This is a genomic window from Helicobacter cinaedi PAGU611, assembly GCF_000284635.1.
GTDB classification, from domain to species: Bacteria; Campylobacterota; Campylobacteria; order Campylobacterales; family Helicobacteraceae; genus Helicobacter_C; species Helicobacter_C cinaedi.
In genome coordinates this window covers 881,217-906,073 of sequence record NC_017761.1, presented here as the reverse complement: position 1 = coordinate 906,073, position 24,857 = coordinate 881,217, and the positions used below count along the sequence as shown (strand labels likewise).

The window sequence follows — 24,857 nt, the reverse complement described above, 5'->3', positions numbered from 1 at the left end:
AACCATTATACAGAGTTTTGGTTTCTACATAACAACACAAAAAAAGCAAGGAGAACGCAAATGAGAGAAGAATTTGAGCAATTCATCAAAGACTACGAGACACACAGCAAGGAACGCACTGCACAAGGCATTCCACCTTTGCCTTTGAGCCTAGCCCAAACACAAAATGCCATTGAAATGTGTAAAAATTCTAGTGTAAGTGCCGAGTATAAGGCATTTGCAAAGGAACTTATTATCTACAGAGTGAATCCGGGCGTTGATACTTCAGCACAGCTAAAAGCGGAGTTTTTAGGTGCAATCTTGCTTGAAAATAAGCAAGATTGGGGCTTTAGCCAAGCCGAAGCAATCACATATCTAGGCACAATGCTTGGGGGTTACAATGTCGCTCCTCTCATTAAAGGGCTTTCTCTTAGTGATAACAATCTAGCAAAAGCCTGTGCAGAAGCCTTAAAACATACACTTTTAATTTATGATAATTTTGAAAAGATTGCTGCTTTAAACACTCCGCTTTCACAGGAGATTATCCAGTCTTGGGCAGATGCAGAGTGGTTTAAATGCAAAGAGGGCTTACAAGAAAAGATTAAAGTATGCGTATTTAAGGTTGATGGCGAGACAAATACAGATGACCTAAGCCCAGCAGGAGATGCTTTTACACGAAGTGATATTCCACTTCACGCTAAGGCAATGCTAAAAAGTCGTATAGAAAATTTTGAATCTCGCATTGAAAATGCCAAGAAAAAAGCACAAGAAAATAACGCCATTGTAGCCTATGTGGGCGATGTAGTAGGAACAGGAAGCAGTAGAAAATCTGCGTGCAATTCCATTATGTGGCATTTTGGCAAAGAGATTCCATTTATCCCAAATAAAAAAAGTGGTGGCATTGTCATTGGTAGCGTAATTGCACCCATTTTCTTTAATACTTGTGAAGATAGCGGTGCGTTGCCAATCGTAGCTGATGTGAGTAAGCTACAAGATGGCGATATTATTGAGATTGACACACTTAAGGGCGAGATTAGCAAAAATGGTGAGGTTGTAGCAACTTTCACGCTCAATCCCGTAACACTCGCTGATGAAATCCGATCAGGCGGTAGAATCCCACTCATCATCGGCAGAGGCTTAACCGCAAAGGCAAGGGAATATCTCAAGCTACCCAAATCTAGCGTGTTTAAAGAAGCTAAACAACCAGCTCCAAGCACAAAAGGCTATACATTAGCACAAAAAATGGTAGGTCGTGCTTGTGGCGTTGAAGGTGTACGTCCGGGCAGTTATTGTGAGCCAAAGACAACAACCGTTGGTAGCCAAGACACCACAGGTGCGATGACACGCGATGAGATTAAGGAACTTGCCGCATTAAATTTTGGAGCGGATTTTGTATTGCAAAGCTTCTGCCACACCGCAGCCTATCCAAAACCAGCTGATGTAAGCTTACACGCCACTTTACCAAACTTCATCTCCGAGCGTGGTGGTGTTGCTCTGCACCCAAAAGATGGCGTTATCCACTCGTGGCTTAATCGTATGTGTTTGCCAGATACGGTTGGGACAGGCGGAGATTCTCATACGCGTTTCCCTATTGGCATTAGTTTCCCAGCAGGAAGCGGACTAATCGCGTTTGCTGCGGTTACAGGCTCTATGCCACTTGATATGCCAGAATCTGTGCTTGTGCGGTTTAAAGGCAAGCTCAATCCGGGTATTACACTGCGTGATTTGGTTAATGCTATTCCCTATTATGCGATTAAGCAAGGGCTTTTGACCGTTGAAAAGAAAGGTAAAAAGAATATCTTTAGCGGACGGATTCTAGAGATTGAGGGCTTAGGTGATTTGAAAGTTGAACAAGCCTTTGAGCTAAGTGATGCGAGTGCGGAGCGAAGTGCAGCAGCGTGTAGTGTAAGGCTAAATAAAGAGCCGATTATTGAATATCTTAGCTCAAATATTAAACTTATAGAATCTATGATTAAAAATGGCTACCAAAATGCCGAAACATTGCAACGCAGGGCAGATAAAATGAAAGAGTGGATTAAAAATCCTGTGCTTTTAGAGCCAGATAGCGATGCGGAGTATGCAGCCATCATTGAGATTGATTTGGCTGATATTAAAGAGCCTATTCTTGCGTGTCCAAATGACCCAGATGATGTGGCGACTTTGAGTGAGATTCACGCTAATCCAAAACGACCTAAAAGTATTGATGAAGTCTTTATTGGAAGCTGTATGACAAATATCGGGCATTTTAGGGCGTTTGGTGAGATTGTCAAAAATGAAGGGCAAAGCAAAACGCAAATTTGGATTGCCCCACCGACAAAAATGGACGAAAAACAACTCACAAAAGAGGGATATTTCTCACTCTTTGGTGCAGCAGGAGCTAGGCTTGAAGCTCCGGGTTGTAGTCTATGTATGGGGAATCAAGCACGAGTGCGAGATAATGCTGTGGTATTCTCTACTTCAACGCGAAACTTTGATAACAGAATGGGCAAAGGTGCACAAGTCTATCTTGGTAGTGCGGAGCTTGGCGGAGTGTGTGCTATGCTTGGTAAGCTTCCAACAGCTGAAGAGTATCTACAAATCGCCCCACAAAAAATTGATGATAAGAAAGAAAATATCTATACTTATCTCAACTTCCACCTTATGCAAGATTTTGCTCTCTAAATACCTAGAATCTAGCCTTAAATCTACAAGGCTAGATTTTATATTTTCATTTAGCTCCACATTGAAGCCATAATTTCACGCAATACAAGCTCTTTCTCTCATAAAAACTTCTAATTTCTTTTAAAAATTAATGTATAATGCCACTTTACAAACGAGAATCTCCCCTTTTAAGGATTTTTATGAATAATACTATCCAAATTGATGTGCGTGATTTACCCTGCCCTGAGCCTGTTGTTAAGGCTAAAAAAGCACTCGTTGGTGTCAATGAGCATTCCTTAAAACTCCATAGTTATGAAATTATCGGTAATTCCCCTTCATCAAAGGAAAATCTTAGCCGTTTTCTTAAGACTGAAGGTTTTGAGTTTGAGATTGGGCTTGGGCGAGATGAGCAGTTCATCATCTTTCTTAAAGGTAAGGTGGGTAAGCTTAGCAAAGAATCTAAGGATAAGATCATTCCCAAAATGATGCTTATTAAAAATGATCGCGTAGGCGAAGGGGAGCTTGGCGGTATGCTGATAAATGGCTTTATCAAATCACTTTTGCAAACTGAAGTTTTGCCACATAAGATTCTCTTTATCAATCGCGGTGTTTTACTTACAACGGATAACAAAGAAGTAGATAATGCAGAAATTGTGGAAGTGTTAAAAGAGCTTGAAAAGCAGGGCGTTGAGATTTATTCCTGCGGCTCGTGCTTAAGCTATTTTGCTTTGACGGAACGCCTTAAAGTCGGTATGATAGGCAATGCCATAGATGGTGTGCAAAATATGCTAACAAGCGATAGTCTCATCTCTCTTTAATTTTATAATAGGATTGTATATGGCAGATTCAGATTTAACGCAACATATTCAATGTGCTGGGTGAGCGGCTAAAGTCGGTCTGGAAGATCTGTCACAAATCTCTAGCCAACTCACCCAAAAGCCAAGTCCATTGTTACTTGCAGGGTTTGAAAACAATGAAGATTGTGGCGTTATACTCTATAATGAAAATGATGAATACGCTATGCTTTCAAGTGTGGATTTTATCACGCCTGTGGTTGATGATCCTTATATTTATGGGCAAATTGCTGCGGCAAATGCGTTAAGCGATATTTTTGCTATGGGGGGTATTGCAAAAAGTGCTTTAAATCTGCTGATGTGGGATAGCACACATTTTGATGTCAAAGTAGCAAATGCTATTTTAAAAGGTGGGCTAGATAAGATTACCGAATCTGGAGCATTGCTTCTTGGCGGACATACGATTAAAGATACCGAGCAGAAATATGGACTTTCTGTCAATGGAGTGGTGCATAAGAATAGAATCTGGCGGAATAATACCGCACGAGAAGGTGATGTCTTAGTGCTGACGAAGCCGCTTGGGAGTGGGATTCTCACCACGGCAATTAAAGCAAGAATGCTTCACAATCAAGAAGAAGTTATAAAATCAATGGCAATGCTTAATCTCTATGCAATGCAAGTCGCTCAAAACTATGAGATTCACGCTTGCACTGACATTACAGGCTTTGGGCTTATAGGACACGCACTTGAGATGTGTCGTGCAAATATGATAAAAAAATCATCTTATCCTTTGCCAGATTCCACGCAAAATTCTCCTTATGATAAAAGCATACTTTTTTACACGACACAGATTCCACTTTTTGAAAATACAAAAGAGCTGTCAAAAATGGGAATTGTGCCGGGTGGCTCGTATGAAAATAAAAATGCCTTGTCCCATCAAGTGCAGATTCAATCACAAATAGATGATGATATTTTTTACTATGACGCACAAACTTCTGGCGGATTACTCTTTGCCCTGCCATTTGCTCAAGCTAAAGCATTTGCCTATGACTTACGCAAGGCTGGAATCGCTTATGCAAATATTGTTGGTGAGATTCTACCCAAGCGAGAAAAGGCTATTATTTTAGGCTAAAACAAAACTAGATTGACATCACACAAAAGAGAGTAAAAACAAGGATTTCATTAATTCTTCATAGATTCTGCCGATGTTCTCAACTAGAATCTTATTGGGCTTGGAGAATACTATGCAGTTTAATATGATAAACACTTTGGTGCGGAAGTTTTATGTTCTCAAAGAAGAGGGTTTTGTAGCAAATCAAAACTATAAAGATGATCTGCAAAATCTCCTTGCCAAAGAGGAATTTGCTATTTTTAACGCTATGTTTGAAGCTGATAATCTTGATAAAGCCATTGATAGTATCAAGCGTTCCTACACTAGTGGCAGGGCAAATAAGCAATATGTCATCAATATCTTATCAGAGCCAAAAATCACGCAAATCGCCTCTGTCCTACTCAAAGGCTCAAAGCCAGAAACCCTTGAAAAAGCTATCCGCATAAGAGAAAATGTAGATAAAAATAGCGTTGTATTCCTAGATCTCATTAAGGGCATTGAAGAAAAACTTATCACTTTTCTTGTTTCACGCGTAAGTAAATTCCCCCCTAGCACTTCTCCGGATGATTATCTTAAAACTCTCGCCCAAAAGGAAATCAATATCAGCAATGTTGCACGGTATTTTGGTGGCGATTTTGAAAAAGCCTATCTTGATGATAAGGGTGTGGGCAAGTCATATTTTGAGTTTCTTACCTGCAAGGTGCTAATTAAGTATAAGTTTATGAATATAGAAGACGCTCAACGCTTACTTCTTGTATTTATTTGGAACTCAATCCCTGTCTTTAGGACAAAAACCCACATTACATCTGTGGGCAGTACACGCTAGGATTCTACTTTAGAACACAGTGTTGAATCTAATCCTATTTGCCCTATCATCTATCTGTTTTGCCCTATTTCACGCGTTTAGCAAATATATGCAAATCTAAATCACTAAGTTCAAACACTTCATTTACAGCAATATCTTGTAAAACGCAGACTTTTTGCTCCTTGCTTATTTGTGCGTATCCGTTCTTACATAGTGAGCGTGGATTACTCGCTTTTAAGGCTTCAAAAAGCCGCTCACATTCCATTTGTGCGTGAGTGAGCTTTCTTTCAAATGCCACATCTATAAGCATTTTTACCCTTTCAATCTCTCCTTGCTTTTTTTCTAAAATATTTCTAAAATTTTCCACAAATATTTGCCCTAGAGCCTGAATCTGCTCTCTTTTGTTTATATATTGCGATTGAAAATTATAGAGTTTAAAATACTCCTTGAGTTGCCCTATCAATCTCTGCTTCTGCCCCAAATACCTTTCAAACACGCTAGAATACGCACTCATCATCTCATCAATAATCCGCAAAAATTCAAACTTATCGGGCAAAAGCATTTCCATCGCCGCTGAAGGTGTAGGCGCTCGTAAATCCGCTACAAAATCGCTAATAAATACATCTACTTCGTGTCCCACAGCCGATATAATGGGTGTTTTAGCCCTGTATATCGCCTCTGCCACACACTCTTCATTAAACGCCCACATATCTTCCATACTGCCTCCACCTCGCCCTAGCACAATCACATCAAAGCCCTCCTTTGTGCCAAAAAAGCTATCGGCTAAAGCTAAATTTGCTACAATACATTCCTTAGCATTCTCCCCTTGCACGAGCGTATCAAAAAGCGTGATATGCACGAGATTCCATCTTTTTTGAGCCACTTTTAGCATATCTTCTTTTGCCGCTCCGGTGGCTGAAGTCAGCAGGGCAATGCGTTTGGGAAACTTCGGCATAGGCTTTTTGTGAAAAGATTCAAAATAGCCCTTAGTTTGAAGCTTATTTTTAAGATTTTCAAATGCCAAGGCAAACTCGCCAACCCCCGCAAGAGTAATGCTTTTACATAGAATCTGATATTCCCCTTTTTGTGTATAGACACTCACGCTCCCCATAATGACGATACTCTGCCCCACTTCAAGCGTAATCTTTAACCCCCTTGCATTTCCCTTAAACATCACACATTTGATATTTGAATCCTCATCTTTAATGCTTAAATAAATATGTCCGCTCGTATGCACCTTAACACCGCTAATCTCGCCTTGCACACACACATCTAAAAAAGTCTGCTCCAAAATCGCTTTTATCTGTGTGTTTAGCTCACTGACCTTCAAAGCTTTCATTAAACTTCCTTGATGAATAGTTGTTGTTTTATATTGACTTATCACAGATTCTACCACAGGCTAACTTTTAAAGACTTTTGCCATAAATCTATGGCATTTTTGCTATAATGACATCACATTTCCTAAAACTATCTTAAAATCAAAGGTTTATTATGACAGATAATGAGATTTTCCTTTGTTCTATTTGCAATGTCGCATCCGGAGACTGCCCAGAAGACTGCAAATACTGCACACAAAGTGTGCATTATGGCACACAGATTCAGCGTTATAAAAATAAAAGTATTGATAAAATTTTACAAGAAGCAAAGGCATTGCGGGAGTTTGGGGCTTTGGGCTTTTGCTTGGTTACTGCTGGTCGCAGTCTAGATTCTCAAAAATGTGAATACATTGCTAAAGTCGCACACGCCATTAAACAAGCTGATTTGGGGCTACATATCATCGCGTGTTGTGGCAGTGCGGATTTGGAATCGCTCAAATATCTTAAATTACAAGGTGTAGATAGCTACAATCACAACCTTGAAACCTCCAAAGATTTTTTTCCGCATATCTGCACCACACACACTTGGCAGGAGCGATTTGAAACTTGTGAAAACACACTCAAAGCCGAGCTAGGCTTATGTTCTGGTGGAATCTTTGGCTTAGGGGAGAGCTGGAGCGATAGGATTGAGCTTTTAAAGTCTTTGCAGATTCTATCTCCACATAGCTCACCGATTAATTTTTATATCCCTAATGACGCTTTGCCCCTGCCCCCGCAGACATTGAGCCAAGATGAAGCCCTAGAGTGCGTTACCCTTGCTAGAGAGTATCTCCCAAATACGCGTCTTATGATAGCTGGTGGGCGTGAAGTCATCTTTGGTGATAATCAAAAGCCCCTGTATGAAGCGGGGATTAACGCCATTGTGCTAGGGGACTATCTCACCACAGATGGCAAAGCCCCACAAGAAGATATTGAGCTTTTAAAATCTTATGGCTATATTCCAGCCGCACACTGCCACTAAAGGAGAATAAATGAATATACAAAAAGACAAGCTTATCCGCACATTTCTAGGTAAGACTCAAGAGGTTTTTACTCTTGTCTGGGATAAACTCAAAAGCATTTGGAACTTCGTAGCCGATAAGGAGCTAAGCTTTTATGCGGCATCTCTAAGCTTTTATACCATTTTTGCCATTATCCCACTATTAATGATTTTCTTTTCTATCTTTGTGAATCTCCCAAACTTCCAATCCCAAATTGAGCAAATCCGCACCCTTATCCTTTCAAATATCCTACCAACGCACACTGAAGTCATTTCTAGCTATCTTGATACTTTTATGCAAAACAGCTCTGCTCTGGGTATGATGGGGCTTGGCTATACACTTATTGCGTCAATTATGTTTTTTCGTAACTACGAATACATCGCTGCAAAGATGTTTAACTCCACGCCTAGAAAGTTTTTTGACTCACTTGTTATGTATTGGACAATGATTACACTTTTTCCTGTGGTTTTAGCCTTTTCAATCTACTTTAGTGGCGAGGTGCAAAAGACACTCAAAGGCACTGCGGATTTAAGTGTGCTTTTTGATTTAATCCCTTATCTGCTGACTTGGATTATGTTTTTCTTGCTTTTTAAGCTTTCAGCCAACAAGCCTTTGAAGATTCTAGCCCTGCTTGTCTCTAGTGTGCTTACCACAGCGGTTTGGCTTATCACAAAATGGGGCTTTGTGTATTATGTCTTTTATAATGAGACTTACAAAAGCGTCTATGGACCTATCTCTATTTTTCTTTTTATGATGTTATGGATTTATATCTCGTGGTTTGTATTGCTCTATGGAATGCGATTTTGCGAGGGCTTTGGGACAAACTTTGGCAAAACACTTGAAGAAAAATACGGCTTCACATCAACAGAAGTGTGAAAGTTGACTTTGTTATCTAAAAATCAATTTTGTTACGCAAATGCCATATCTCTTGCACGAGATAGAATCTCCTTGGCCCCTTTAGCAATAAAGCTTTGAGCGAGATTTTTACCAAGAGATTCTGCCTTTGCCTTGTCTTCTTCCAATATAGAATCCTCCAAGCTCTCCTGCAAAATTTCCTGCCCATTTGGCAATCCCACCATAGCCCTAAGCCTTAAAATCCCATTTTCATACATTGCTTGCACACCTATTGGCACTTGACAGCCACCCTCAAGTTCCCGCACAAAAGAGCGTTCCGCACTCACACACAACGCACTTCTCTTATGTGTAAGCCTTGAGATAGTCTCAAAATATGGGCTATCCTTTCTCATCTCAATACCCAAAGCCCCCTGTCCCATAGCAGGTATCATAAAATCCAAAGGCACAATATGGCAAATCCCCATATCATTTTTTTTCACATCAATGCCTAGCCGCTTTACACCCGCTTGAGCTAAGATAATCGCATCAAATACGCCATTTTTGAGCTTTTCTAAACGCGTTTGTATATTCCCACGCAAACTTAGCGTATCCAAATCCGCACGAAAAGCTTTAATCTGCATAGAGCGGCGAAGTGAAGTTGTCCCCACCCTAGCACCTTGCGACAAAGATTCTAAACTCTCATATTTCATACTTAAAAAACAATCCCTGCAATCCTCTCGCTCTGTAATTGCCGCCAAATCAAGCAAGGGCAATATCTCCACAGGCACATCTTTTAAGCTATGCACAGCTAAATCAATCTCTTTATCCAAAAGCTTTTGTTCTAGCTCCTTTGTGAAAAGCCCCTTGCCACCGATTTTTGCCAATGGCACATCAAGTATTTTATCGCCTTGCGTTTTGATAATCTTAAATTCTGAATCTAGCCGACATTCATCTTTCAAGCGATTTTTCACATATTGAGCTTGCCACAATGCCAACGCACTTCCGCGTGTGCCGATGATAAGTTTTCTATCCGCAACATTTTGCATTTTTACCCCCTTAGCTATTCCGCCCTAGAATCCCAAGCAGATTTTCAAGTATGTTTTCATCGCATTGAAGCTCAAACTTTTTTAACCCTTCACGCTTAATAAGCTCTAATCGTCCCTCATTTAAGCCCTTGCCCACAATCAAAGCAAATGAAAATCCAAGTAATTCAAAGTCTTTCATCTTTACACCAAATCGCTCATCTCTATCATCAAGCAAGACATCTATGCCCCTAGCCTTGCACTCTTCATAGATTTTTGTAGCAAACTCACTTTGTGCTATATCTTTGACATTTGAAATAATAATGGCTAAATCAAAAACCTTAACTTCTTTACCCCACACACAGCCTAGCTCATCGCTTTTTTGCTCCAAAATTGCCGGTAAGATTCTAGATACGCCAAAGCCATAGCACCCCATAATCAAATCCTGCGCCTTGCCGTCCTTATCCAAAAATTGTGCGTTCATCGCGTGAGAATACTTCGTGCCAAGCTTAAAGATATGTCCCACTTCAATGCCCTTTGTGTAATACAACTCCCCATTACATTTAGGACACAAATCCCCCTCTTGTGTTTGAGCTAAGTCTGCAAAGTTAAGATTTTCAAATGTGTCTAAATCCACACCCACAAAGTGATAATCCTTTTCATTCGCTCCACAAATAAGCCCCTTAGCTTCTCTTAAACTCTCATCAAAATAAATATGGCTACTTTGCGTAATATACCCCAAGCCATAAGGTCCTATAAACCCAACCTCTAGCACGCCATTTTTTCCAGCTTGTGCTATCTCGCTAGATTCTGCATCTTCTAGGCTTATAAAGGAGCTATCCACACGATTAATGGTGTTGAGTAATTTTGTCTCTTCAATCTCATCATCACCCCGCACAAAGCCATACACAAGCTCAAAGCTCCCATCAGCCCTTAACGCCTTTTTCACAACAGCTTTTAAAAGATAGAATCTATCCACTTTAAAAAACTCGCTTAAAGATTCTATGCTTTTCACATTTGGCGTGTAGAATCGCCCAAACTCCGCTTTTGGCGGATTTTCATCATATTTTAGCTCACTTGGACGAGGGGAGAGACGCAAAGCCCTTGAGCTTATCTCAATATTTGCCCCATACTCGCAGTTTTTACACACTACAATCGTATCTTCCCCACAAGGAGCTAGCACCATAAATTCCTTGCTTCCACTCCCGCCAATCGCCCCAGAATCCGCCTCTACAATTTTAAAATCCACACCTATGCGTTCTAAGATTTTTTTATAAGTTTGCTCCATTACATCAAACTCTCTATCCAAATCTTCAAAGCTACTATGAAAGCTATATCCGTCCTTCATAATAAATTCACGCCCACGCATAAGCCCAAAACGCGGACGCACTTCATCGCGGAACTTCGTATGAATTTGATAAAGATGAACGGGAAGTTGCTTATAGCTTTTCACACCATTTTTAGCAATGAAAGTTACCACCTCTTCGTGCGTAGGTCCTAGCACAAACTCATTCTCTTTCCTATCCACAAGCCGCAAAAGCTCTCGCCCATACTTTTCATATCGCCCAGATTCACGCCATAAATCCGCAGGGGTAACAAAACCCATTAGAATCTCCTGTGCGTTTGTTATATCCATTTCTTCCTTAATGATAAAACGCACTTTATCAAGGAGCTTTTTTCCAAGTGGTAAAAAGTTATAAATCCCACTGCCCACCTGCTGGATAAACCCACCTCGCACAAGATATTGATGACTTTTTAGCAGGGCATCTTTTGGGGCTTCTTTTAAGGTATTAACAAAAAGCTGTGAAAATCTCATATATCTTCCTTTACAATTGTGGTGTCTTTTTCGCATTTGTAGTTACTTAACATAACAACTTCATCGCCAATATCAAACATACTTTTCATCGCTTCAATGATAGGATCGCCCTGATGACTTTCACTTGCCTGTTTTAGTCTCATCGTGGGATTATGCAAAAAGCTATTAAACGCCCCGTGCAGAATCTTTTCTACATTTTGACGATACTCACTTGGTAAAAATCCTTTCTTAATCGCCCTATCAAGCTCTTTGAGCGAAGATTGCTTAGCTAAATAGCGGATATGTTTGATTATAGGCTCAACACTCAAAGTCTGCAACCAAGTAAAAAAATCTCTCGTATAAGATTCTAGAATCTTATGTGCTTCTTTAGCACTCTTATCACGCACACCCTTATGCTCTTTGACAATCTCTTGCAAATCATCAACGCAAAAAATCTCCAAATCCGCCATTTTTACAGATTCTATATCACGCGGCAGGGCTAAGTCAAACCATAAACGCTTGACTTGAGATGCTTTTACCATATCTGCTTTAATAACACACTCTGTCGCACTTGTCGCACTAAAAAGCAAAGTAAAGCTATTGAGAATTTGAAAGAGATTTTCAAAAGATTCTATATTAACATTCTTAGAATCTAACTCTTTAGCAAGATTATAAGCGTTTTGCTTTGTGCGAGAGATCAGTGTGATTTTCGCTCCTGCATTTAATAAATGCTTACACGCAAGGCGTCCCATTTCCCCACTGCCAATGACTAGGGCGTGAGTAGAATCTAGATTCTGCCCCATTTGCTTAAGCTTATGCTCTGCCATACGCACCGCTGTGGAAGCCACCGACACACTATGGGCTGAAATATCCGTCTCCTGCCGCACATTTGCCGCACATTTAAAGGCAAAGTGCATTAAACGCGTCATATCCTTACCACATAGTTTGTTGTCAAAAGAGAGTTTATAGGCATTTTTGAGCTGCCCTGTAATCTGCGTTTCACCCACCACGAGGCTATCAAGGCTTGAAGCCACACCAAAAATATGATAAATCGCATATTCATTTAAACGCACAATGGCATTTTGCTCTATGAGTGCAGAATCTAAGCCTGTGTATTTTGCTAAAGTAGCGTATATGTGGCTTCTAGCTATTTTCCTATCATACATACTCACATAAATTTCAATGCGATTACAAGTGCAAAGCAAAATGCTTTCACTTATGCTTTCACTTTCATTTATTTCTTGTAAAAAGGGTAGAATCTTAGCTTGAGTGATGTTGAGCTTTTCACGCATAGCAATATCTGTATTTTTATGTGAAAAACTTATAACCATATATTGCGTTTTTTGTTCTTCTTGTCTTTGCATATCCACCCCTACACCCTTAAAATGTCCGCTCAATCATCTGCGTGATAATCTCTTGTAGTTTGGCATTACTCTCATTTGCCACAGCCATAAGGGCTTTGTTGGCATATACTTTTGCTTCATCTATGCTTTGAGAGATAGCATTGTGTTTTTGCATTCGCACTTTTATCCAAATCTCTTGCTCTTCACTTAATTCTGTTGCCCATAAACCTTGCACGATCTCACGCTCATTTTCATCTAGCTTTTCATACATAAGCATAAGCGGTAGCGTTACCTTACCTTCCTTAAAATCGCTCATTGAAGGTTTGCCAAGCGTTTTAGAATCTTGTGTGAAGTCTAAAATATCATCAATAATTTGAAAGGCAATACCTAGATTTTCGCCATAGATTCTATATATATTTTTATTTAGCCCCTTGAGTATTGCTCCGCACTCCGCTGCTGCGACAATAAGAGCAGCGGTTTTATTCCCACACATTTTGATATAAGCTTGTTTATCAATATGGAATCTTGAAGCAAGTGAAACATCTTCAATCTCGCCAATGGATAGTCTCACCACCGCTGAAGACACACTTTGGGCTAATCGCACATCAAGGCAGCTTAGCTCATAAAACGCCTTAGAATACAGCACATCACCTAACATAATGGCATTTTTATTCCCAAAAAGAGCATTGATTGATGGCTTTTGTCGCCGTGTTTGTGCCTCATCAATCACATCATCGTGCAAAAGTGAAGCACTTTGAATCATCTCTATTAACGCACACGCCCTTAAAGAATCTTCACTCACACCGCTAATAGCGAGTAAAAGCTTACTTCGTAGCATTTTACCTTGGCTAAGATGAGAGCTAAGATTCAGCACTTCATCATTGCCACATTCCTTGATATACATATCAATATACGCCTTAATCCGCTCCAACGCAAATTCCAAGCCCATCAATCCACTCCTTGTGAGAGATTTTCATCAAGCACAGATACGCCAAGCCCCTCAATATACAGCTTCAAATGTGCCTTCTTATCAGCAAAATCTTTAAAATACAAAAGTAGCTGCGGATCGTCTTTAAGCGTATTGTCCCCCCTAGCAAGCGGGATTCTAAAAGCATTGCGTTGATAGTCTTTATACAACACAACTTGATGATTAAACTTATCATAGCGGATATGCAACACAAGCCCTTGATTTTTAAACAATGTCCAGCGGAACTCTAGCTTTTTTTGCACATTACCTAAGTCAAAATTCGCACTATACACCTGCTCTTTTTTAAGCTCAAGACTCTTCTCCCAGCTCCATTGTGGAATCGCCCCATAAGCTTGTGCCATAAAAAACACAGCCCACACAATAAAGACAAACTTTGTTTTATTCATAATTTCCCAATATAGTTGCCATAGAAGTTATTGCAAGATTCTGTTTGCCACTTTCTATCTCTTCTTTACGCGTCTCATCAAAATAATACGCCTTAAAGGCTTTATCTACATCTACACCCTTTTGCTCCAAAAGTGCCTCATACACCACCACGCGTTCTAATAACCGCTCTAATTCCAATCCAACTAAAGTGGGCGAAGCATTGCGGATAATTTCCTGCCACTTTTGTAATGGACTTCCCTCAAAAAACGCATCTTCCATATCTGCCCTACTCCTTTATAGAATCTAGTCTTTTTAAAACTGCTTGTGCGTGAGCGTGGAGAGATTCACATTCTGCTAAAATCGCACAAGATTCTCCCATTTGCTTTAACGCATTGCGTGAAAATGAGATAATAGAGCTTCTTTTCATAAAATGCTCCACGCTCAAAGGAGAAAAGAATCTCGCACTACCACCCGTTGGCAGCGTATGGTTGGGACCAGCGAGATAATCGCCAATAGGCTCACTTGAATACTCCCCTAAAAATATCGCTCCAGCGTGTTTGATATAAGGCAATACATCAAAAGGTGAATGCGTTAGAATCTCCAAATGTTCAGCCGCTAGAGCATTTGCTATTTCTATGCTTTCATTTATATCACGCGTATATATCAAAACGGAACGATTTTCAATGCTTTTTTTAGCAATCTCATAGCGAGGCATTGTAGGCAGAATCTCATCTATCTGTGCTTTTACCTTTTCAATCAAGCCTATATCATCGCTTATAAGAATGGAGCTTGCCATTTCATCGTGTTCAGCTTGAGAGAGTAAATCATAAGCCACATATTGCGGGTTTGCACTCTTATCGGCGATTATGGCTATTTCACTAGGACCTGCCACCATATCAATATTAACTTCACCAAACACAAGCTTCTTCGCACAAGCGACAAAAATATTGCCCGGACCTGTGATAACATCTGCCTTTTTCACCCCATCAATCCCATACGCCATAAGCCCTATGGCACTTGCCCCACCGACTTTATAAGATTCTGTAATATTACATAAATGCAGGGCTGCTAAAAGAAGTGGATTAAGCTCATTATGTGGAGCAGGAGAACAAAGCACAATCTCCTTAACACCAGCAACAATAGCAGGGATTGCATTCATAAGCACCGAGCTTGGGTAGGCAGCCTTGCCACCGGGGATATATAGCCCCGCACGCTCCATAGGTGTAAGCTTGGATCCAAGCATAGTGCCATTTAGCTCACAATCAATCCAAGTTTGCTGTTTTTGCTTTTGATGAAAGGCGTAGATTCTATCATAGGCTAAATGCAGAGCATTTTTTAAATCTTTTGGCAAATCATCATAGGCTTTGGCACACTGCGTTTGAGAGATTTGCAAATCCTGCAAACTTTTTGCTTCCCACTTATCAAAACGAGCAATATGCCTTTGCAAAGCTCCAAAACCTTCATTTTTTATCTCTTCAAGGATACTCTGCACGATAGATGAAACCTCTCCCATATCCATCTTGCCACGCTCTAGAATCTTTGCAAATTCTTTATCAAACTCACAAGTATGCGTATCAAGGATTTTCATTCTTTTCCCCATAATCAAAAAGTAAATGAGAATTATATATGGCAACTCTAAACAAACGCCCACTTACTCAAGGGCTTATCAAACAAATTCTTAAATACTTATTTTGTTTCACTCAACGCAAGATTCAAGATTTTGGAGTGTTTTATCGTATCAACTAACTCAATGTGGGAATTTAATGAGCTAAGATTCTAAGCATATAACCTAGAATCTTAGCTGTGGGAAAAGCGGATTTGAGGCTAAATCGCACAAAAAGGCATTTTGAGAATCTGGGCTGTTTTGGAACGCCACTCGTTAAAATGCGTGATTTTCTCCTCCAATGGTCGTTTATATGATGGTATCATCTCGGCAAGTTTATCTTTCCATTCACTACTTTTCATCTCTTCACCAAAACATCGCTCAAGCACTTGTAGCATAATATCCGCAGCTGTTGAAGCTCCCGGCGATGCTCCAAGCAATGCTGCCAAGCTTCCATCACTTGAAGTGATAACTTCCGTACCAAATTGCAAACTTCCCCTGCCCTTGCTATCTTTTTTGATAATCTGCACCCTTTGTCCAGCAAATAACGCCTCCCAATCCTCCAGCTTCGCATCAGGGAAAAACACATGAAGCTTACGCATTCTCTGCTTGTTTGACATTAGAATCTGCTTAATCAAATAAATCGTCAAAGGCACATTATCAATACCTGCTTGAAACATAGGCAAAAAGTTACTCAAACGCACAGACATAGGGAAATCAAGCAAACTGCCGTGTTTTAAGAACTTCGTATTAAATCCCGCATATGGACCAAAAAGCAACTCTTTTTTACCTTGAATAATACGCGTATCCAAATGTGGCACTGACATCGGTGGATCGCCAATAGACGCCTTGCCATATATCTTTGCATTATGCTTATCAATAACATCGCGATTTTTACACACAAGCCACAGCCCACCCACAGGGAATCCACCATAGCCACGCCCTTCGGGTATGCCACTTTTTTGCAATAATGGAAACGATCCACCACCTGCACCTAAAAATACAAATTTCGCCTTAACTTGCTTTTTTTCTCCACTCTTTGTATCTAGCACATCTAAGAGCCAAGCATTGCCCTGCTTGATAAGATTTTGCACTTTGTGATTCACATAAACATTAAAGTTATCCTTTTGGCTAAGCTTTTCTTTAAACTGCCTTACAATCTCGCCAAAATCCACATCTGTGCCTTCCTGCATATATGTCGCAGCAATGGGCTGATTCGTATCTCGCCCTTCAAGCAAAAGCGGAGCCCATTGCTTAATCTGCTCTTTATCTTCGGAATAAATCATATTTTTAAAAAGCGGACAGCTTGATGTAAGTGTCTCGTAGCGTTGCTTTAAATACGGCACGATATGATCCACCACAAAGCTTAAATGTGGCACGGGATTTAAAAAAGTCTGTGGTTCTTTTAAGATTCCAGTTTCTACACAATATGCCCAAAACTCCTTGCTAAGCTCATATTGCTGATTAATTCTTACCGCTTTTGAAATATCAATGCTACCATCTTCTTTTTTTGGCGTGTAGTTTAACTCACAAAGTGCCTGATGTCCTGTCCCAGCGTTGTTCCATACCATACTGCTTTCCAACGCCACATCATCAAGCATTTCATATACACTAATATGTGCTGAAGGCTTAAGCTCTTTTAGCATTGCTGCTAATGTCAAGCTCATAATCCCTCCACCAACTAAAACTACTTCTGAATCCTCGCTCATTTCCTTGTTCCTTCCTTATATTCACGCTTTGGGCTAGGCTTATATAAGCTTAAATGCTTTGTGCGTTAGGGGATTATTATGTATTGAACCTGCATTTGAAGTTCTCTTTATGTTAGGACATTTTTGTAAATGAGTATAAAAAAAAGTAAAATAAAAGAATAACTTTGTTACCAAAATCACTTTTTTACATACTTGCTTTAGAAAAATGGGAGAATTTACCACATTTGCTGAACTCTCCCGTGAGACTTGAGAGAAGATTCTAAGGCTAAAATTAAAGCTTCACTAAATTTTTACGCCCACATACAATGTGGAAATATTCGCACTATATGACTTTACGAAGTAGCTTTTCACGCCCCTATCTAAAAGCTTCTGTGCGAGTTTTTCACTGCTTACAAAATGCTGTATAGAATCTGGCAAATATTTATATGCCGCATAGTTTTTTGACACAAGCCCACCCACTAAAGGCAGAATCTTAGAGGTATAAAATCGCATAAGAGAATCAAAAATGCCCCTTTTCTCGTTATTCATAAATTCCAAAATCACAATCACACCACCGGGCTTCAAAACACGCACAAACTCATCTAATGCTTCTTCAAGTGCCACAACATTCCGCAATCCATAAGCGATTGAGAGAATATCTACACTTTGAGATTCTATATTTAACGCCTTTGCCTCGCCCTTCTCAAGCCTAAGACTCCCCTGCTTCAGCAATGTCTCTAGCTTTTGATGAGCCACTTCAAGCATACCACTTGATGGATCTATCCCACGCAAATGTGCAATATGCTTTTGTGCCTTGTTGGCTTCATTTTGCCAATGCCAAAGCATATCGCCCGTGCCACAAGCTACATCAAGTACACATTCAATATTTTCCTTTCCCAACGCCTCAAACGCCTTTTTACACGCACTCACACGCCAACTCACATCAATGCCTAGGCTCATCACACGATTTGCCTTATCATAGCTTGGGGCAATCTCATCAAACATATTGACAATTTTTTCTTGCTTTTCTTGTGGAGCTGTGCTGTGAAGATTTTGCTTATCCATTACTTTCCTTTAATCTTTGTGCTACAAAGCCCATAAGCTCATTTATTTGAGTCTGTGTTTGTTTGCTTGAAGTCCCGCCTAGTGTGTCTCTTGCGTTCATAGAAGATTCTAAACTTAGCACTGCCTTTACCCCTGCCTTTATCCTAGAATCTATACTTAAAATTTCAGATTCAGCTAACTCACTTATATCCACGCCCTTATGCTCCGCATACGCTACAACCTGCCCTGTGATATGATGTGCATCTCTAAATGCTACGCCACATTCACGCACCAAAAAATCCGCCAAATCAGTCGCACTCAAATGTCCGCATTTTGCCATTTTTGCCATATTTTCTGTATGGATTGTCATAGTTTGAATGCACTCCTTAGCAATTCGCAAAGAAATTTTTACATTTTTAATCGCATCAAACACGCCCTCTTTATCTTCTTGCGTGTCCTTATTGTAGGCAAAAGGCAAAGCTTTCATCACGCTAAGCAGTCCTATGAGTGAGCCATACACTCGCCCACTTTTCCCACGCAGGAGTTCAGGCACATCGGGATTTTTCTTTTGGGGCATAATGGAGCTTCCTGTCGCATACGCATCGCTAAGGGATATAAACTTAAACTCCGCACTGCTCCATAGCACCAGCTCTTCAGCCACACGCGATAGGTGCATAGCAATCATTGATAGGCTATAAAGCATATCAAGGGCAAAGTCCCTATCACTTACTGAATCCATTGCATTAAGCGTAGGCTTTGCAAAGCCAAGCGTTTGAGCTAAAAACTCCCTGTCATTCCCATAAGGCGTCCCAGCTAACGCCCCACTGCCAAGCGGACAAAAATTATTCCGCTTAAAATCATCTTCCAAACGCTCCACATCTCGCTTAAAGTTACACGCCCACGCTACGAGATGAAAGCCAAAGTTAATGGGTTGGGCGTGTTGCAAATGTGTCATTCCGGGCATAATGCTTTGTGTATGCTCTTGTGCAATGTCTAAAAGTGTTTGCATAAGATCTAAAAGCAAAATCCTAATCTCTTTATTATTTCTTAGCACAAAGAGCCGAAAATCCACCGCCACTTGATCATTACGAGATCTTGCGGTGTGAAGTTTCTTGCCCACTTCACCGATATGCTTTGTTAAGGCAGATTCTATTGCCATATGTATGTCTTCATCGCTTATCTTAAAGCTAAAATCACCAGATTCTATTTCCTGTGCGATAGATTCAAGCCCTTGTAAAATCTGTGCTAGTTCATCTTTATTTAAAACACCGATTTTTTCAAGCATTTGAGCGTGGGCTTTTGAGCCTTGTATATCCTCACGCCACAAAATCTTATCAAATAAAATTGAAGCATTAAACTCTTCTAAAAGTGAGCTAGATTCTAGCTCAAATCGCCCTCCCCAAAGCTTTGCCATAATTCCCTCCTAAAAAGGCTTACACACTGCTAAAAACGCAATGACAATAAGGGCGATTGTAGGAATCTCATTATAGATTCTAAAAAATGTATGCGACTTCTTACACGAGCCATTCCCTAAAGTTTTAATAAAATATCCACAAGCAAAGTGATACACCACAAGCAACAGCACGATTGTAAGCTTGATATGAAGCCAGATTCCAGAATCTGCGGGTTTTAGCAAACTTGGACTCAAAGCTATCATCGCTACACCTGTGGCAAGTGTCAGCACCATTGCAGGCATACCGATAAATTTAAATAACCTTATCTCTTGAAGTTTGACAATCTCTACAAAATCCGCATTATCCCTATGTGTAGCGTGATACACAAATAATCGTGGCAGATAAAACAACATAGCCATCCACGATACAAGCACCACAATATGAAACGCCTTGATATACAAATACTCCATTTTTACTCCCTACTTAGAATCTTGCCTTTTAGAATCTTTACAAAATGTAGAATCTTAAAGTCGGCATTATACTTATTTTGAATGAATAGGCTTTTATCCGCCCCACTTAAAATTTCACATTAAATTTCATTTATCAAACTTACATCTATCAAATGTCGCACGCACACTCTCTATCTTATCCCCTTCCCCTTGCACTCGCACCTTAATGCCATTTTCCAAAAAAGTTTCTTTTCTTAGCTCAACGCCTAGCTTCCTTGCCATATACTCACATTGTGAAAGCAAAGCATACTCAATCTCAAAACACACGGATTCACATAAGACAAAATTCTCCAAAAGCCCTTGAGACTTTGCTCCATCTATGGCGTCTTTCACCGCATTTGTATAAGCTCTAACAAGCCCTCCCACACCTAGCAATGTTCCGCCAAAATACCGCACTATAATCACACCAACATTAATCAGCTCTTCCCCACGCAAAACTTTCAAGCTCGGCATTCCGCTACTCCCCTTTGGCTCTCCATCATCATCAAAAGATTCTAGAATCTGATTAAACTCATTCAAATGTCGCGTCGCACTCACAAAATGCACCGCCTTAAGATGTTCTTGCTTCAGCAAAGCAAGGGTAGATTCAAACTCACTATAAGGTAGTAGAAAAGCTAAAAATTTTGACCCCTTGCTTTCAAAACTCCCCTGTATATGAGAATGTAGAGTTTTCATCGTATTACTTTCAATAAATCACGCTTTATCATCACGCAAAAAAACAAATACTATTCTAAATAATAAGTCGCCCCTGCCCCTTTTAGCTCCATTTTGCCACCTCTTTTTTTGATAGCAAATTCCCCATCAAGTGCTTTAAAAAACCAAAATTCATAATTCATTCCCTCATTCTCTTCACACATACGCCGAGATGAGCCTATCCCGCTCACTTGTAGCTTTTTGCTTTTTAAAGCAAAGGTGGCAAAGTAGTTATTACACACACCCACGCCAAAAATACGATTTTCATCAGCATCAAAGCTCATCGTAGATTTTGCACCCTCCCATATAGGCTTTAGCTCGTGCCCGTCGCGTAAGATAATCTTGGACACATACCATTGCTTTTTAGATTCTAAAAGATTTTCTTTATTCTCTTGCCTTACCAAATCCACAAAACACCCCTGCACTGACATCAAAGCCACCACAAGCACAATAACTTTCAAGCATAAATGTAAAATTTTCATTCAACAACTCCCTGGTAATAATTTGAAGTAATATTTGGAATCTAAGCCATTTGTAAGTCTGCCATTATAGAATCCCATTGCAAACAAACCCCACACAACAAAGGCAAAATATGCGTATTGACCTACATAATCACACAACCCTTTGTCGCCACGCCACAGGAACTATGGAGGAATACATCGCCCTTGCGGTACAAAAAAAGATTGATGTCTTTGGCTTTTCCTGTCACGCACCTATGGCATTTGATGAAGCATATCGTATGTCTAAAGATGAGCTACCAAGCTATTGTGAAAAGATAGAAAGCTTTAAAACCAACTATCAAGGGCAGATTCACATTCTCTGTGGCTTAGAAGTGGATTATATTTCAAATAAAGAGTATCTTATAGAATCTCAAGTGCTAGAATACCCCTTTGATTATCTCATCGGCTCGGTGCATTTCTTGGATAATTGGGGCTTTGATAATCCCGAGTTTATCGGCAAATACGCTCAAATCAATATGGAGCAATGTTGGGAAAAGTATCTCCATTCTATCGCACAAATGGCACAAACAGGGCTTTTTCAAATCGTTGGACACATAGATTTATTGAAACTCTTTGGACACACGCTTCCAGATTCTCAAATCCCTAATCTTAATCTTGCTTTAGAATCCATTGCTGACAATCATCTCGCCATAGAGCTAAACCCAGCCGGACTGCGAAAGCCTATCAAAGAAGCCTACCCATCAGCACAGATTTTGCAAAAAGCCTACAAAAAGGGCATTCCCATTACTTTTGGTTCAGACGCTCACGCTTTAGAGCATATAGGCTTTGGCTATGAAAAGCTATGTCATTTAGCCAAAAGTATCGGCTACACCCACGCCTTGTATTTTACAAACAAACAACCTGTGAGTGTGAGAATCTAGCGGATTTTATTTGTTTCAAACCCTAATGTAAAAAACAACAAACTACAAAGCTTCCGCACTAAAATTTTCAAGCTTTCAACACCACCAAGATTCTAGCTTTTAAGCCACCTATAAAAGCTAGAATCTCTCAAATCTCTTTTCGGCTAACTTTAATCGCTCTAAAGCTAGATTAAATCTCCACTCTGTCCTTACATTTCAGGCACTCATGCATTTGCTTTTTGCGATATTCCCTTTCGCACATTGCCCCACCGCATTTTTCACATCTATCGCCAATAGGCTGAAACTTTGAGATAAAACTACATTTTGGGTAATTCTTACAGCCAAAGAATGCTCCCCTGCGGCTAAATCTCTGCACGATCTCCCCTCCACATTCCGGACACGCCACACCCTCCACACTCTTTGGCTCTGCCTTGTTTTGAAGCGATTTTGTATTCTTACACTTTGGATAGCCACTGCACGCGATAAACTCTCCATTCCGCCCAAACTTCTTTACCATAGGCTTACCACATTTCTCACATTCCCCATACACCTTAGAATCCCCTTGCTCATTCTCTTGTGGCTTAGTCTCACTAGGCTTAATGTATTTGCATTTTGGGTAGCCACTACACGCGATAAATTCTCCATAGCGACTTTGCCGCTGCACTAGTTCCTTGCCACATTGCGGACACATTTCACCTGTGGGGATACTCACCTTTTGCGAAGTGATATTTTTCTTCCCAGATTCTATTTTTTTGATAAATGGATCATAAAAATCCCAAAGCACCACCTGCCAATCTATATGCTCCTGTGCGATTTCATCAAGCTTATCTTCAAGCCCTGCGCTAAAATGCGAATCTACAATCTCATTAAAATTTTCTTCAAGCATAGCTGTGGCTTTAAAGGCACTCTCTTGCGGCACAAGCTGCTTTTTTTCAACCCTCACATACTCCCTATTCACAAGCAGGGCAATTGTTGGTGCGTAGGTTGATGGACGCCCTATACCTAGGCTCTCCATACTTTTAATAATACTCGCTTCGGAATATCTAGGGGAAGGCTCAGTGGATTTTTGCTCACTTTTAACTTCTTTTAGCACTACACTTTGCCCCTGCTTACACTCGGGCAAAAGTTTATCCTTATCATCACTCCCCATAATTTTATAAAATCCATCAAACACAAGTTTTCGCCCACTTGCTTTGAAAACAATCTCATCATTTGCCCCATTTGAAGCAAAAAGAATATTTTGCGTCTCAAACACCGCATCTTGGCTTTGCGAAGCAAGGAAGCGATTGTAGATTAGGGTATAGATTTTTAGCTCATCTGGTTTTAAATAGTCTTTGGCAAGTTGCGGAGTAAAGGCTAGATTTGTGGGGCGGATAGCTTCGTGGGCTTCTTGGGCAGCTTTTGATTTTGTGCTGTAGTTTTTAGTTTTTGTAGGGACATATTCCTTGCCATAAGTTTTTAAAAGTAGCTCTCTTGCTGAATCTTTGGCTTCCTTAGCGATATTAAGACTATCTGTTCTCATATAGGTGATAACCCCCATCGTCCCAAAGCTCGTATTCACTCCTTCATAAAGCCTTTGAGCGATACTCATCGTGCGTGTGGGCGAGTAGCCAAGCAGACTTGAAGCACTCTGCTGTAATGTAGAAGTCATAAAAGGCGGAGGGGTGGGCGTTTTCTTACTTTTTGTAGTGATTTCTTTAATGTAAAATTGCTCTCTTTTAATATTTTCACACATCTGCTCCACAACTTTAGAATCTTGGAGTGAGAGCTTTTCTAGCTTTTGATTATACACGATGAGTTCAGATTCTATATCGCTATTTTTTTCTCCGCCCTGTGTGGCAAAAATCGCCCCTATATTGAAATAAATTGTCGGCTTAAAAGCTTCTATCTCCCTTTCTCTATCCACAATAATTTTTAACGCCGCACTTTGCACACGCCCAGCTGATAGCCCTTTTTGAATCTTAGAGTTCATAAGTTGTGAGAGCTTAAAGCCTACGATTCTATCAAGCAGTCTTCTAGCCTGTTGTGCATTCACCCTTGCCATATCAATTTTCCTAGGATTCTGCAGGGAATGCGTAATGGCATTTTTAGTAATTTCGTGGAAAACAATACGCGGAAACTCATCATAAGGACGCTTCAAAGCCTGTGTAATATGGTAGCCTATCGCCTCACCCTCTCTATCTTCATCGGTTGCGATGTAGGTTGTTTTTGCTTTTTTGTGGGCTTGTTTTATCTTTTCAACAATTTCAGTGTGGTCTTTACTGATAGTGTATTGTGGCGTGAAATGCTGATTTTCAATCTCTATGCCAAAGCTATATTTTGGCAAATCTCTAATATGTCCTTTTGATGCAAGGACTTCATATTTATCCCCTAAAAAATGTTTGATTGTTTTTGCTTTAGCCGGTGATTCTACGATGATTAAGTCTTTCATAAGATAAGCCCCTAGTTCCATATAAAAAGTAAAAGCGGATTTTAGCACAGATTCTAAATAGAATTTCTACTAAAAAAGCAAAATAGAATCTGTAAAAATTGG

22 protein-coding genes are annotated in these 24,857 nt (G+C 40.1%); 7 read left to right on the top strand and 15 right to left on the bottom strand.

The window, feature by feature from the left end; genetic code table 11:
* The first annotated feature begins 60 nt into the window (after positions 1–60).
* The 4 genes from acnB to HCN_RS04540 all read left to right on the top strand — a co-directional run bounded on the left by acnB (position 61) and on the right by HCN_RS04540 (position 5,350).
* Entirely contained in the window at positions 61–2,640 is a 2,580-nt protein-coding gene (acnB, locus tag HCN_RS04555) for a bifunctional aconitate hydratase 2/2-methylisocitrate dehydratase (RefSeq protein ID WP_014667549.1), read from the top strand.
* A 179-nt stretch (positions 2,641–2,819) separates the two neighbouring features.
* Complete coding sequence (gene yedF, locus HCN_RS04550; RefSeq protein WP_002956739.1) at positions 2,820–3,437, top strand: sulfurtransferase-like selenium metabolism protein YedF; 618 nt, start codon at positions 2,820–2,822, stop codon at positions 3,435–3,437.
* A gap of 79 nt (positions 3,438–3,516) precedes the next feature.
* Positions 3,517–4,545, top strand: a complete 1,029-nt coding sequence (gene selD / locus HCN_RS04545; RefSeq protein ID WP_081445329.1) for a selenide, water dikinase SelD — start codon at positions 3,517–3,519, stop codon at positions 4,543–4,545.
* 112 nt (positions 4,546–4,657) lie between these two features.
* Positions 4,658–5,350 (top strand): hypothetical protein, encoded by a 693-nt coding sequence (locus HCN_RS04540; protein ID WP_002956741.1) that lies wholly within the window; start codon positions 4,658–4,660, stop codon positions 5,348–5,350.
* Between the two features lie 64 nt (positions 5,351–5,414).
* Here the strand turns inward: HCN_RS04540 and xseA are convergent, their stop codons facing one another.
* Positions 5,415–6,668, bottom strand: coding sequence for an exodeoxyribonuclease VII large subunit (xseA, locus tag HCN_RS04535; protein ID WP_014666695.1), 1,254 nt, complete (start codon positions 6,666–6,668; stop codon positions 5,415–5,417).
* A 152-nt stretch (positions 6,669–6,820) separates the two neighbouring features.
* Between xseA and HCN_RS04530 the strand changes: the two genes are divergently transcribed.
* Both HCN_RS04530 and HCN_RS04525 read left to right on the top strand, forming a co-directional pair.
* Complete coding sequence (locus tag HCN_RS04530; protein WP_014666694.1) at positions 6,821–7,666, top strand: biotin synthase; 846 nt, start codon at positions 6,821–6,823, stop codon at positions 7,664–7,666.
* 10 nt (positions 7,667–7,676) lie between these two features.
* Positions 7,677–8,561: a YihY family inner membrane protein gene (locus HCN_RS04525; protein WP_014666693.1), complete on the top strand. Its 885-nt coding sequence runs from the start codon at positions 7,677–7,679 to the stop codon at positions 8,559–8,561.
* 32 nt (positions 8,562–8,593) lie between these two features.
* Here HCN_RS04525 and hemC read toward each other — a convergent pair whose 3' ends face one another.
* The 13 genes from hemC to HCN_RS04460 all read right to left on the bottom strand — a co-directional run bounded on the left by hemC (position 8,594) and on the right by HCN_RS04460 (position 21,446).
* Positions 8,594–9,565: a hydroxymethylbilane synthase gene (gene hemC, locus HCN_RS04520; RefSeq protein ID WP_002956745.1), complete on the bottom strand. Its 972-nt coding sequence runs from the start codon at positions 9,563–9,565 to the stop codon at positions 8,594–8,596.
* Between the two features lie 10 nt (positions 9,566–9,575).
* Positions 9,576–11,357, bottom strand: coding sequence for a proline--tRNA ligase (locus HCN_RS04515; protein WP_002956746.1), 1,782 nt, complete (start codon positions 11,355–11,357; stop codon positions 9,576–9,578).
* Positions 11,354–12,700 (bottom strand): glutamyl-tRNA reductase, encoded by a 1,347-nt coding sequence (gene hemA / locus HCN_RS04510; RefSeq protein ID WP_014666692.1) that lies wholly within the window; start codon positions 12,698–12,700, stop codon positions 11,354–11,356. Before hemA ends, HCN_RS04515 begins: the two co-directional genes overlap by 4 nt.
* 16 nt (positions 12,701–12,716) lie before the next feature.
* Positions 12,717–13,628 (bottom strand): polyprenyl synthetase family protein, encoded by a 912-nt coding sequence (locus HCN_RS04505; RefSeq protein ID WP_014666691.1) that lies wholly within the window; start codon positions 13,626–13,628, stop codon positions 12,717–12,719.
* The gene (locus tag HCN_RS04500) at positions 13,628–14,053 is read right to left on the bottom strand and encodes a hypothetical protein (RefSeq protein WP_014666690.1); all 426 of its coding nucleotides are present in this window, start codon (positions 14,051–14,053) and stop codon (positions 13,628–13,630) included. Before HCN_RS04500 ends, HCN_RS04505 begins: the two co-directional genes overlap by 1 nt.
* Positions 14,046–14,312 carry a DUF2018 family protein gene (locus HCN_RS04495; RefSeq protein ID WP_002956750.1) on the bottom strand — a complete coding sequence of 89 codons (267 nt, stop codon included), beginning with the start codon at positions 14,310–14,312 and terminating at the stop codon, positions 14,046–14,048. The genes HCN_RS04500 and HCN_RS04495 overlap by 8 nt, the downstream gene beginning before the upstream one ends.
* Positions 14,313–14,319: 7 nt before the next feature.
* Entirely contained in the window at positions 14,320–15,621 is a 1,302-nt protein-coding gene (hisD, locus tag HCN_RS04490; protein WP_014666689.1) for a histidinol dehydrogenase, read from the bottom strand.
* Between the two features lie 236 nt (positions 15,622–15,857).
* The gene (gene mqo / locus HCN_RS04485; RefSeq protein WP_014666688.1) at positions 15,858–17,345 is read right to left on the bottom strand and encodes a malate dehydrogenase (quinone); all 1,488 of its coding nucleotides are present in this window, start codon (positions 17,343–17,345) and stop codon (positions 15,858–15,860) included.
* A 282-nt stretch (positions 17,346–17,627) separates the two neighbouring features.
* Entirely contained in the window at positions 17,628–18,389 is a 762-nt protein-coding gene (gene ubiE / locus HCN_RS04480) for a bifunctional demethylmenaquinone methyltransferase/2-methoxy-6-polyprenyl-1,4-benzoquinol methylase UbiE (RefSeq protein WP_002956753.1), read from the bottom strand.
* Entirely contained in the window at positions 18,382–19,782 is a 1,401-nt protein-coding gene (gene argH / locus HCN_RS04475; RefSeq protein WP_014666687.1) for an argininosuccinate lyase, read from the bottom strand. The genes ubiE and argH overlap by 8 nt, the downstream gene beginning before the upstream one ends.
* A gap of 9 nt (positions 19,783–19,791) precedes the next feature.
* On the bottom strand, positions 19,792–20,232 hold the full coding sequence (gene hemJ, locus HCN_RS04470) for a protoporphyrinogen oxidase HemJ (RefSeq protein WP_002956755.1): 441 nt from the start codon (positions 20,230–20,232) through the stop codon (positions 19,792–19,794).
* 126 nt (positions 20,233–20,358) lie between these two features.
* On the bottom strand, positions 20,359–20,946 hold the full coding sequence (locus tag HCN_RS04465) for a YigZ family protein (RefSeq protein ID WP_002956756.1): 588 nt from the start codon (positions 20,944–20,946) through the stop codon (positions 20,359–20,361).
* Between the two features lie 50 nt (positions 20,947–20,996).
* On the bottom strand, positions 20,997–21,446 hold the full coding sequence (locus HCN_RS04460; protein ID WP_014666686.1) for an META domain-containing protein: 450 nt from the start codon (positions 21,444–21,446) through the stop codon (positions 20,997–20,999).
* A 110-nt stretch (positions 21,447–21,556) separates the two neighbouring features.
* On the opposite strand from HCN_RS04460, the gene HCN_RS04455 reads away from it, so the two are divergent.
* On the top strand, positions 21,557–22,345 hold the full coding sequence (locus tag HCN_RS04455) for a histidinol-phosphatase (RefSeq protein WP_002956758.1): 789 nt from the start codon (positions 21,557–21,559) through the stop codon (positions 22,343–22,345).
* Positions 22,346–22,514: 169 nt separating this feature from the next.
* Here the strand turns inward: HCN_RS04455 and topA are convergent, their stop codons facing one another.
* Positions 22,515–24,755 carry a type I DNA topoisomerase gene (gene topA / locus HCN_RS04450; RefSeq protein ID WP_014666685.1) on the bottom strand — a complete coding sequence of 747 codons (2,241 nt, stop codon included), beginning with the start codon at positions 24,753–24,755 and terminating at the stop codon, positions 22,515–22,517.
* Positions 24,756–24,857: the final 102 nt, after the last annotated feature.

Excerpts from the sequence above, each read along its gene's own strand:
- acnB (WP_014667549.1), top strand. The coding sequence starts at position 61 with ATGAGAGAAGAATTTGAGCAATTCATCAAAGACTACGAGACACACAGC.
- yedF (WP_002956739.1), top strand. The coding sequence starts at position 2,820 with ATGAATAATACTATCCAAATTGATGTGCGTGATTTACCCTGCCCTGAG.
- HCN_RS04540 (WP_002956741.1), top strand. The coding sequence starts at position 4,658 with ATGCAGTTTAATATGATAAACACTTTGGTGCGGAAGTTTTATGTTCTC.
- xseA (WP_014666695.1), bottom strand. The coding sequence starts at position 6,668 with ATGAAAGCTTTGAAGGTCAGTGAGCTAAACACACAGATAAAAGCGATT.
- HCN_RS04530 (WP_014666694.1), top strand. The coding sequence starts at position 6,821 with ATGACAGATAATGAGATTTTCCTTTGTTCTATTTGCAATGTCGCATCC.
- HCN_RS04525 (WP_014666693.1), top strand. The coding sequence starts at position 7,677 with ATGAATATACAAAAAGACAAGCTTATCCGCACATTTCTAGGTAAGACT.
- hemC (WP_002956745.1), bottom strand. The coding sequence starts at position 9,565 with ATGCAAAATGTTGCGGATAGAAAACTTATCATCGGCACACGCGGAAGT.
- HCN_RS04515 (WP_002956746.1), bottom strand. The coding sequence starts at position 11,357 with ATGAGATTTTCACAGCTTTTTGTTAATACCTTAAAAGAAGCCCCAAAA.
- hemA (WP_014666692.1), bottom strand. The coding sequence starts at position 12,700 with ATGCAAAGACAAGAAGAACAAAAAACGCAATATATGGTTATAAGTTTT.
- HCN_RS04505 (WP_014666691.1), bottom strand. The coding sequence starts at position 13,628 with ATGGGCTTGGAATTTGCGTTGGAGCGGATTAAGGCGTATATTGATATG.
- HCN_RS04500 (WP_014666690.1), bottom strand. The coding sequence starts at position 14,053 with ATGAATAAAACAAAGTTTGTCTTTATTGTGTGGGCTGTGTTTTTTATG.
- HCN_RS04495 (WP_002956750.1), bottom strand. The coding sequence starts at position 14,312 with ATGGAAGATGCGTTTTTTGAGGGAAGTCCATTACAAAAGTGGCAGGAA.
- hisD (WP_014666689.1), bottom strand. The coding sequence starts at position 15,621 with ATGAAAATCCTTGATACGCATACTTGTGAGTTTGATAAAGAATTTGCA.
- mqo (WP_014666688.1), bottom strand. The coding sequence starts at position 17,345 with ATGAGCGAGGATTCAGAAGTAGTTTTAGTTGGTGGAGGGATTATGAGC.
- ubiE (WP_002956753.1), bottom strand. The coding sequence starts at position 18,389 with ATGGATAAGCAAAATCTTCACAGCACAGCTCCACAAGAAAAGCAAGAA.
- argH (WP_014666687.1), bottom strand. The coding sequence starts at position 19,782 with ATGGCAAAGCTTTGGGGAGGGCGATTTGAGCTAGAATCTAGCTCACTT.
- hemJ (WP_002956755.1), bottom strand. The coding sequence starts at position 20,232 with ATGGAGTATTTGTATATCAAGGCGTTTCATATTGTGGTGCTTGTATCG.
- HCN_RS04465 (WP_002956756.1), bottom strand. The coding sequence starts at position 20,946 with ATGAAAACTCTACATTCTCATATACAGGGGAGTTTTGAAAGCAAGGGG.
- HCN_RS04460 (WP_014666686.1), bottom strand. The coding sequence starts at position 21,446 with ATGAAAATTTTACATTTATGCTTGAAAGTTATTGTGCTTGTGGTGGCT.
- HCN_RS04455 (WP_002956758.1), top strand. The coding sequence starts at position 21,557 with ATGCGTATTGACCTACATAATCACACAACCCTTTGTCGCCACGCCACA.
- topA (WP_014666685.1), bottom strand. The coding sequence starts at position 24,755 with ATGAAAGACTTAATCATCGTAGAATCACCGGCTAAAGCAAAAACAATC.